This window comes from Streptomyces phytophilus (assembly GCF_013870535.1).
Lineage (GTDB): Bacteria > Actinomycetota > Actinomycetes > Streptomycetales > Streptomycetaceae > Streptomyces > Streptomyces phytophilus.
Map to the genome: position 1 here is coordinate 1 of NZ_JACBXC010000157.1, position 8,151 is coordinate 8,151.

8 protein-coding genes are annotated in these 8,151 nt (G+C 69.4%); all 8 read right to left on the minus strand.

Translation table 11 applies throughout. The annotated features are described in order from the left end of the window. On the minus strand, window positions 1–366 hold a 366-nt coding region (locus tag H5J30_RS10830), incomplete at its 3' end, for an aminotransferase class V-fold PLP-dependent enzyme (RefSeq protein ID WP_181787219.1). 82 nt (window positions 367–448) lie between these two features. After that, complete coding sequence (locus H5J30_RS10835; protein WP_181787220.1) at window positions 449–1,111, minus strand: trimeric intracellular cation channel family protein; 663 nt, start codon at window positions 1,109–1,111, stop codon at window positions 449–451. Between the two features lie 25 nt (window positions 1,112–1,136). Beyond that, the gene (locus H5J30_RS10840; RefSeq protein ID WP_309505494.1) at window positions 1,137–2,303 is read right to left on the minus strand and encodes an ABC transporter ATP-binding protein; all 1,167 of its coding nucleotides are present in this window, start codon (window positions 2,301–2,303) and stop codon (window positions 1,137–1,139) included. Continuing rightward, a complete protein-coding gene (locus tag H5J30_RS10845; RefSeq protein ID WP_181787221.1) occupies window positions 2,300–3,436 on the minus strand; it encodes an ABC transporter ATP-binding protein in 1,137 nt (378 codons plus the stop codon). The genes H5J30_RS10840 and H5J30_RS10845 overlap by 4 nt, the downstream gene beginning before the upstream one ends. Beyond that, entirely contained in the window at window positions 3,433–4,440 is a 1,008-nt protein-coding gene (locus H5J30_RS10850; protein WP_181787222.1) for an ABC transporter permease, read from the minus strand. Before H5J30_RS10850 ends, H5J30_RS10845 begins: the two co-directional genes overlap by 4 nt. Window positions 4,441–4,515: 75 nt before the next feature. Beyond that, window positions 4,516–6,246 carry an ABC transporter substrate-binding protein gene (locus H5J30_RS10855; protein ID WP_181787223.1) on the minus strand — a complete coding sequence of 577 codons (1,731 nt, stop codon included), beginning with the start codon at window positions 6,244–6,246 and terminating at the stop codon, window positions 4,516–4,518. Between the two features lie 125 nt (window positions 6,247–6,371). Beyond that, a complete protein-coding gene (locus H5J30_RS10860; protein ID WP_181787224.1) occupies window positions 6,372–7,370 on the minus strand; it encodes an ABC transporter permease in 999 nt (332 codons plus the stop codon). A gap of 349 nt (window positions 7,371–7,719) precedes the next feature. Continuing rightward, window positions 7,720–8,151: enhanced serine sensitivity protein SseB C-terminal domain-containing protein (locus H5J30_RS10865; protein ID WP_181787225.1), on the minus strand; the 432-nt coding region annotated here is incomplete at its 5' end.

The window sequence follows — 8,151 nt, forward strand, 5'->3', positions numbered from 1 at the left end:
CTCGACGGTGGCGCCCTCGTGCTTCTGCAGCCAGTGCACCGCGTCCAGCACCGCGTGGTGCTCGACGGGGCTGGCGAGCACCCGGGTGCGGGCGGGGTCCTCGGCGCGCCGCGACCAGTACAGGCCCTTGACGGCGAGGTTGTCCGCCTCGGTGCCGCCGGAGGTGAAGACCACCTCGCTGGGCCGGGCGCCGAAGGCGGCGGCCAGCCGCTCCCGGGACTCCTCGACCGCCCGCCGGGCCCGCCGGCCCGCGGCGTGCAGCGAGGAGGCGTTGCCGGTGGCGGTGAGGCGGTCGGTCATGGCCCGCACCGCCTCGGGAAGCATCGGGGTGGTGGAGGCGTGGTCGAGGTAGACAGCCTGGTCCATGGTGGTTCCGATTCTACGGCGCGCGCCCCGCCCGCCGAACGCCGCCTTCCGGCCGTACGGGCCCGCCCCCGGCCCCGCGCCGTCAGCCCTCCCCCGCCGCCCTGCTGCGGCGCTGCCAGGCGCGCGGGGCCCGCCAGCGGTAGCGCAGCGCGAGCAGCCGCAGCACGAACGCCAGCGCCGCCGCGGCCGTCGCCGTGGCGGGCTCGACCTGGTCGAAGCGGATCAGGAGCGCCGTGGCCGCCGCGCCGACCAGCGCCGGCACCGCGTACATCTCCCGGTCCCAGCGCAGCAGCGACGGCACCTCGCCGGCGAGCAGGTCGCGCACCACGCCGCCGCCGGCCGCGCTGGTCAGCCCGAGGACGGCGGCGGAGGTGAGGCCGAGCCCGTACTCGTACGCCTTGAGCGTGCCCGTGACGCAGAACAGCCCGAGCCCCGCGGCGTCGAAGACCATGACCGCGCTGGTGATCCGCTCCACCTCGGGGTGGAGGAAGACGACCAGCAGCGCGGCGACGAGCGGCGTGAACAGGTACCCCGGCTCGGTGAACGCGACCGGCGGCACCGCGCCGATCACCAGGTCCCGCAGCAGCCCGCCGCCGAGCCCGGTGGCCAGCGCGAGCACGCCGATGCCGAAGACGTCGAAGTTCTTCCGCACCGCGAGCAGCGCGCCGGAGATCCCGAAGACGAAGATCCCCGCGAGGTCCAGCCAGTGCTGGAGGGACGGGGTGAACAACCCGTCGGACACCACGCCCCCGTTCCTGCTCCGGCGGTTCCTACGCCTTGTCGTCGGGGGCCTGGTCGGGCGCGTTCTCCGGGTGCCAGCAGGCGGTGCGCCGGCCGGGCTTCAGCTCCAGCAGCGGGGGCTCCTTGGTCTTGCAGACCTGGGTGGCCTTCCAGCAGCGGGTGTGGAAGCGGCAGCCGGGCGGCGGCGAGATCGGCGAGGGCACGTCGCCCTTGAGCAGGATCCGCTCGCGCTGCTGCCGGCGCTTGGTGTCCGGCACCGGCACCGCGGACATCAGCGCCTTGGTGTACGGGTGCAGCGGCTCCTGGTACAGGCTGGTGCGGTCGGCCAGTTCGACGACCTTGCCCAGGTACATGACCGCGATCCGGTCGGATACGTGCCGGACGACGGACAGGTCGTGGGCGATGATCACGTAGGTGAGCCCGAACTCCTGCTGGAGGTCGTCCAGGAGGTTGACCACCTGCGCCTGGATGGACACGTCCAGCGCCGAGACCGGCTCGTCCGCCACGATCAGCTTCGGCTGGAGGGCCAGGGCGCGGGCGATGCCGATGCGCTGGCGCTGGCCGCCGGAGAACTCGTGCGGGTAGCGGTTGTAGTGCTCGGGGTTGAGCCCGACCCGCTCCAGGATCCCCTGGACCTCCTCCTTCACCCCACCCTCGGGCCGTACGTTCTGGAGCTTGAACGGGGCGCCGACGATGGTGCCGACGGTGTGCCGCGGGTTCAGCGAGGAGTACGGGTCCTGGAAGATCATCTGCACGTCGCGGCGCAGCGGGCGCATCTGGCCCGTGCTCAGGTGCGTGATGTCCCGGCCCTGGAACTCGACTGTGCCGCCGGTCGGCTCCAGCAGCCGGGTGATCAGCCGGCCCATGGTGGACTTGCCGCAGCCGGACTCGCCGACGACGCCCAGGGTCTCGCCCGGCAGCACCTCGAAGTCGATGCCGTCCACGGCCTGCACCGCGCCGACCTTCCGCTGCATCAGGCCCTTGCGGATGGGGAAGTGCTTGGTCAGCCCGGAGACCTTCAGCAGCGGCTCGGTGCCGGCGACGGGCTTCTTGCGCATCCGCGCGCCCGGGATGGTCGCGGTCGCCTTCGTCCCGCCGGCGTCGGAAGTGCCGTCCGCCGGGGCGTCGGTCCCCTTCTCCACCCCCGCGTCGGTCGCCTTGTCGGCCTTCTTCTCGGGCACAGCCTCGTCCTTCACAGCTTCGGCGCAATCTCTTCGGTGTAGATGCGCTCCCGGTCTTCCTGCCGCAGATGGCAGGCGGCGAAGTGTCCACCCCCGCCGGCTACGCCCTCATTGGCGGGGGTGCCCCCACTGCCCACTTCGCGCAGCTCGGGCCGTACGGTGCGGCTGGCGTTGTCCGCGGGCACGTCCGCGTAGGGGCAGCGGGGGTGGAACGCGCAGCCGCCGGGCACGTTGATGAGGCTCGGCGGGCTGCCCTTGACCGGGATGAGCCGGTCCGTGGCCTCGCGGTCGATGCGCGGCATGGAGCCCAGCAGGCCCCAGGTGTACGGGTGCTGCGGCCGGTCGAAGATCTGCTCGGCCGAGCCCCGCTCCACGCACCGGCCGCCGTACATCACCACGATGTCGTCGGCCAGTTCGGCGACCACGCCGAGGTCGTGGGTGATGATGATGACCGCGGAGCCGAACTCCTTCTGCAGATCCCGGATCAGGTCGAGGATCTGCGCCTGCACGGTGACGTCGAGCGCGGTCGTCGGCTCGTCGGCGATGAGCAGTTCGGGGTTGTTCACCAGCGCCATCGCGATCATCGCGCGCTGGCGCATGCCGCCGGAGAACTGGTGCGGGTAGTCGTCGACGCGCTTGTCGGGCTGCGGGATGCCGACCCGGTCGAGCATCTCGATCGCCCGCTTGCGCGCGGTCTTCTTGTCGACGTCGTGGTGGACCCGGTACGCCTCCACGATCTGGTACCCGATCTTGTAGTACGGGTGCAGCGCGGACAGCGGGTCCTGGAAGATCATCGACATCTCGCGGCCGCGCAGCCGGCGCACCGCCTCGGGCTCCGCGGACAGCAGCTCCTGCCCGTTGAGCCAGATCTCGCCGGAGAGCTGCGCCCGCCGGCGCTTGCCGTACTGCCCGGCGGTGTGCAGGCCCATCACGGCCAGCGAGGTGACGGACTTGCCGGAGCCGGACTCGCCCACGATGCCGAGGGTCTTGCCCTTCTCCAGCTGGAAGGAGAGCCCGTCGACGGACTTCACCACGCCGTCGTCGGTCGGGAAGTGGACCTTCAGGTCCCGGATGTCCAGGAACGACGACGCCTCGGTGTCGGCGGGTACCGGCTCGCCGACGGCGCCCGTCTTCGTCAGGCCGGTCACGAGACCCTCACCCTCGGGTCGATGGCGGCGTACACGAAGTCGACCACCAGATTGCAGATCACGATGAAGAAGGCGGCGAACAACGTCACACCGAGGATCGGTGGCAGGTCGTTCTCGTTGATGGACTGCACCGCCCAGGAGCCGACCCCGTTGAAGGAGAACACAGTCTCGGTGATCACCGCCCCGCCGAGCAGCAGCGCGAAGTCCATGCCGAAGATGGTCACGATGGGGGTCAGCGCCGAGCGCAGCCCGTGCCGGGTGATCACCACCGGTTCCTTCAGGCCCTTCGCGCGGGCGGTGCGGATGTAGTCCTCACCCATGGTCTCCAGCATTCCGGCGCGCGTGAGTCTCGCATAGAGCGCGGAATAGAGGAACGCCAGCGAGAACCAGGGCAGCATCAACCCCTGGAACCACCGCACCGGATTCTCGGTGAGCGGTGTGTACTCGTTGGGGAAGATCTCCCAGTGGTAGACGAAGAGCGCCAGCGCGACGGTGCCGGTGAAGAACATCGGCAGCGAGACGCCGGCCAGGGCGATGCCCATCGCGGCGCGGTCGAAGAACGAACCCGGGCGCAGTGCGGAGATCACACCCGTCGTCACTCCGGAGATCAGCCACAGGACGGCGGCGCCGATGGCCAGCGAGGCGGTGACCGGCAGCCGGTCCAGCATCTCCGGCCAGACCTCCACGTGCTTGCGGAAGGAGTAGCCGAGGCAGGGCGCGTTGCACTGCGACGGGTCGGGGCCGAAGTTGAACTCCCGGCCGGCGAAGATGCCGCGGATGAAGTCCCAGTACTGGATGTAGACGGGATCGTCGAGGCCGAGGTTCTGCTTGACCGCTTCGATGGTCTTGGGGTCCGGGCTCTTGCCGATGTACTGCGCGGCGAGCTGGTCGGGGGTGCTGCCGGCGAGCCGCGGCAGGACGAAGAAGATGGCGTAGGTGATGGCGCTCACGACGAACAGCAGCACCACTGCGGCCATCAGCCGCCGGATGAGATACGCGAACACGAGGGCGTGCCTTCCACGGTCCGGGCGGCGCGGGCGGTGCCGGTGAGGGCACCGCCCGCGCAGCCGGTGGGGGTGCTACTTCAGGCCGAGGTTCAGGTAGTCGTACTGACCGCTGAACGCCTGCGAGACCACCAGGTTGCTGAGCTGGTCCGAACGCTGGTGCAGGACCTTGAAGTAGGAGAGGGGCACGATCGCGGCCGTCTCCAGCATCTTCTTGTCCACCTCGGCGTACGCCTTGGCACGGGCCGCCTTGTCCGGGTTCGCGATCGACTCGTCCAGGAGCTTGTTGATCTCCGGGTCGTCCAGGTACGAGATGTTCGTGTTACCGGACTCGCCGAGCGCGCCGCCGTTGGCGATCTGCTGCAGGAAGCCGTAGCCGCTGGGCCAGTCGGAACCCCACTGCATCATGTACAGACCGGCCTTGTTGTCCTCGACCCACTTCTTGGAACCCGCGAAGTCGGTGAAGTACTTGCCGCCGGGGAACTTCTGGATCTCGGCGTTGATGCCCACCTTCTTCAGGGCCGCCTGGATCGCGGTGGCGTTGTCGATCTCGTCCTGGCGCTCGGTGCGAGCGGTCAGCACGGTGTCGAACCCGTCGGGCTGGCCGCACTCCTTCAGCGCCGCCTTGGCCTTGTCGACGTCGCCCTTGCTGCCCTCGGTGGCGTACGGGTCGTCGTACGCCTCGTGGCTCGGGACGTCCGGCGGCAGCGCCGTGGTGGCGATGTCACCCTTGGGCTCGCCGCCCAGGGCGCGCATCGAGGAGTCCTTGTCGACGGCGTACTCCACGGCCTTGCGGCAGTTGACGTCGTCGAACGGCGCGAGCTGGGTGTTCATGGCCAGGTAGGTCAGCCGGCCGCCGGTCGGGTTGTCGATCATGTTGGACTTGTCCCGCAGGAGCTGGGACTGGGTCTGACCGGTGACGCCGAGGGCGTCGAACATGACGTGGGTCTTGCCGGCCTCGATGTTCTGGTCGATGGTCTCGGCGTTGACCTTGAACCGGACCTCGATCTTGTCCGGGAGCTGCTTGCGGATCTTGTCCGTCTTCGGGTCCCACTGGTCGTTGCGGACCAGGGTGGCGGACTTGTCCAGGTCGAAGCTCTCGAACTTGTACGAGCCCGAGGAGACGATGTTCTTCTGGTAGTCCGAGCCGTTGTCCTTGTCCCGCGGCACCGGCGCCGTCTGGGTCATGGCGACGAGGTAGTCGAACTCCTGGAACGCCTGGTCGAGCTTGAAGACGATGGTCTGGTCGTCCGGGGTCTCGATGGACGAGATGCCCTCTTCGCTCTTGTCCTTGTACGGACCCTTGTAGTCGTCCGGGTTCTGCAGGTACTGGGCGAAGTAGTTCGGGCCGAGCGAGAGCACGTCGCGGGCGTAGTTGCTCCGCTCGACGGCGTACTTGACGTCACCGGACGTGATCTCGGTGCCGTCCTCGTACTTGACACCCTTCTTGATCTTGTACGTCCAGGTCTTGCCGCCGTCGCTGGCCTCGCCGGGACCTTCGGCGAGGTCCGGCACCGGCTCCGCGGCCTGCGCGCCCGGGCCGGGGGCGTAGGTCATGAGGGAGCGCGCGTACAGCCGGCTGAAGTTCCAGACGTAGCCGTAGTACGTGTTGCCCGGGTCCATCGAGTCCGGCACGTCGGCCGACTCGTAGACGAGGGTCCCGCCCTTCTTGTCGGAGGCGTTGAGGACCTTATCGATCGCCGCGTTCGCGGCGGCGCCGCCGCCCTCGCCTTCACCGTCGTCGTCGCTGCCGCCACCGCCGCAGGCGGAGACGGTCAGGGCGACCGAGACGGCAACCGCGAGCATGGCGGCTGATTTCGACCTGAGTTTCATGGTGAGGCGTTGCCCCCTGGTTCGGAGTGATGGGACGAGAGCGGGAACGGCGGGTGCCGCGCCCAGGCTGCTTCTTGGGGTCATCGGCGTCATCCGCGTCATCGGCGGCCCTTGGGATCGAGTGCGTCCCGGAGCCCGTCGCCCAAGAGGTTGAAGGCCAGTACGGACAGGAAGATCGCCACGCCCGGTACGACCATGAACATCGGATCGACCTGGTAGTAGTCGATCGCGCTGCTCAGCATGCCGCCCCAGCTGGCCTGCGGCGGCTGGATGCCCACACCGAGGAAGCTGAGTGCCGCCTCGAAGAGGATGTTGGTGGGGATCAGCAGGGTGGAGTAGACGAGGATCGGCCCCACCAGGTTCGGCAGCAGCTCCCGGAAGAGGATGAACGGCCCTCGCGCACCCAGGCTCCTGGCGGCTTCGACGAATTCGCGTTCGCGCAGGCTGAGCGTCTGTCCGCGGACGATGCGGCCGATATACGGCCAACTGAAGAAGCCGATGACGAAGATCAGCACGCCGATGTGGAGCTGCAGTCCCTTCAGCCCGAACGCGCCGCCCTGCAGCGCGGCCGAGATCGAGATGGCGAAGAGCAGCACCGGGAAGGCCAGGAACGTGTCCATGGTCCGGCTGATGATCGTGTCCGCCCACTTGCCGTAGTAGCCGGCGATCACCCCGAGGACGGTACCGATCACGACGGCGACCATGGTGGCGCCGAAGGCGACGAGCAGCGAGACCCAGGAGCCTTCGAGGATGCGGGTGGCGATGTCGCGGCCGAGCCGCGGCTCCACGCCCAGCGGGTGGTCCCAGCTGATGCCGCCGAAGGAGCCGTACGGCGTGGAGAGCGAGGGATCGACGAGGTCCTGGTTGAGCTTGTTGGGGTCGAGCCCGAAGATCGACTGGATCGGCCGGGAGAGCGCGGCGATCAGGACGAGGAGCACCACGACGACGCCGCCGGCCATGGCGACGCGGTCCCGCTTGAGCCGCATCCAGGCGATGCGCCCGAGCGAACGGCCCTCGATCCGGCTCTTGTCCACGCCCTCGACGAGAGCTTCCGGCGTCGCCTCGGTAGCGCCGGTGGTCTCGATAGGTGCCGTCATGTTGTGGGGACCCCTCTTGATCGGCGGCGTCCCGCCGTCGTCTGCCGCGGTAGCGGCTCAATCGCTTCGCTGGTGCAAGTCATGCCGTGGTGCCGTGATTCCGTGGTGCCGTAGTGCCCGGTGTCGGTAGTGCGTGTGCGTGAAGCGGTGTCGTCGCACAGGGGAACGACAGCTTCCCGCGGGGGGAGTCTTCAATGCGCCTGCGATCACTCGCCAGACCCCGAGGGGAATGGATGCGCAAACGTGATGCGATGCAGTGGATAACCGTTATCCGGACATCCCACCGCCGCTGAGCGGATCTCCGTCGGTCCGATATCAGGACACGTCCGGATATAGCGGGGTCAGGCCCTCAGAACTGCGGGGCGGGCCCCGGCTGCCAGCCGGACTGCTGGGCGCCGCCCGCGGAGTGCGGCGGCGGATAGCCGTAGCCGGCGGGCGGAGCGGCCGGGCCGCCGCCGTGGGCACCGCGGTCGAAGAACGGCCGGGAGTTGGCCCGCATCCACATCGCGACCGGGTCGTGGTCGTCGGCGAGCGCCACCGTGGAGACCGCCAGGCCGGGCGGCACGGCGGCCACGGACTCCTGCATCATCGCCTGCGCGGCGGCGACGGACTGCGGCCCCGTGTCGTACAGGTCGATGCCGACGGCCAGGTACGGCTCGCCGAGGGCCGGCTGCACCCAGGCGCGGCAGAGCGTGCGCACGGCGGGCGTGCGGTGGGCGGTCTGGCCCAGCAGGGCGTAGAACTGCGCGACGTCCACGACCGGTTCGGAGATCCGCAGCGG